Origin of the sequence: Kitasatospora sp. NPDC094028 (assembly GCF_049543595.1) — a bacterium.
Lineage (GTDB): Bacteria > Actinomycetota > Actinomycetes > Streptomycetales > Streptomycetaceae > Kitasatospora.
This window is the reverse complement of record NZ_JBMVFA010000104.1, coordinates 1-1,295: the sequence shown is the minus strand read 5'-3', so window position 1 is coordinate 1,295 and position 1,295 is coordinate 1. Positions and strand designations below refer to the sequence as shown.

General features: G+C 72.6%; 1 protein-coding gene. It reads left to right on the top strand.

The window, feature by feature from the left end; translation table 11 throughout:
* On the top strand, nt 1-1,295 hold a 1,295-nt coding region (locus ACPC54_RS42090), incomplete at both ends, for a potassium/proton antiporter (RefSeq protein ID WP_498973038.1).

Here is a 1,295-nt window from a genome sequence, read left to right as displayed (position 1 = left end):
GACGGCGGGCGTCGCGGTCAGCGTCGGGATCACCGCGGCGGGCGCGCTCTATCTGGTCGGTCTGGACTGGCGGCAGTCGCTCATCATCGGCGCGGTGGTGTCCTCGACGGACGCGGCGGCGGTCTTCTCCGTACTGCGCAGGATTCCCCTGCCCGCACGGGTGACGGGCACCCTGGAGGCCGAATCGGGTTTCAACGACGCCCCGGTCGTCATCCTGGTCGTCGCGTTCTCCACGGCGGGACCGGTCGAGCACTGGTACATGCTGATCGGCGAGATAGCCCTGGAGCTGGCCATCGGCGCGGCCGTGGGACTCGCGGTGGGCCTGGTCGGCTCCTGGGGCCTCAAGCACGTGGCGCTGCCCGCCTCCGGCCTCTACCCGATCGCCGTCCTCGCGATCGCCATCTCGGCGTACGCGGCCGGCGCCCTGGGCCACGGCAGCGGCTTCCTCGCGGTCTATCTGGCCTCCATGGTGCTCGGCAACGCCAAACTGCCGCACTGGCCGGCCACCCGCGGCTTCGCCGAGGGGCTCGGCTGGATCGCCCAGATCGGCATGTTCGTCCTGCTCGGCCTTCTGGTCACCCCGCACGAACTGGGCGACGACGTCGTGCCCGCCCTGGTCATCGGCCTGGTGCTGACCATGGTGGCCCGCCCGCTCAGCGTGGTGCTCAGCCTGACCCCGTTCCGGGTGCCCTGGCAGGAGCAGACCCTGATGTCCTGGGCGGGGCTGCGCGGCGCCGTCCCCATCATCCTGGCGACGATCCCCATGGTGAACGGCGTCGACGGCAGCCGGCGGATCTTCAACATCGTCTTCGTCCTGGTCGTCGTCTACACCCTCGTCCAGGGGCCGACGCTGCCGTGGCTGGCGCGCACGCTGCGGCTGGGCGAGAAGGGCGAGGCGGCCGACCTCGGCATCGAGTCGGCGCCCCTGGAGCGGCTGCGCGGGCATCTGCTGTCCGTGACCATCCCCGAGGAGTCGCGGATGCACGGCGTGGAGATCGCCGAGCTGCGGCTGCCGTCCGGGTCCGCCGTGACCCTCGTCGTGCGCGAGGGGAAGTCCTTCGTGCCGCTGCCCAGCACGGTGCTGCGGCGCGGCGACGAACTCCTGGTGGTCGCCACCGACCCGGTCCGCGACTCGGCGGAGGCGCGGCTGCGCGCGGTCGCGCACGGCGGCAAGCTGGCGAGCTGGCTGGGCACGGACGGGGCGGACGCCAGGGGCGCGAAGGCCGGAGGCTCGCGTCAGGAGCGGGGGTCGCGTCAGGAACGGGGCTCACGTCAGGAACGGGACGCGCGTCAAG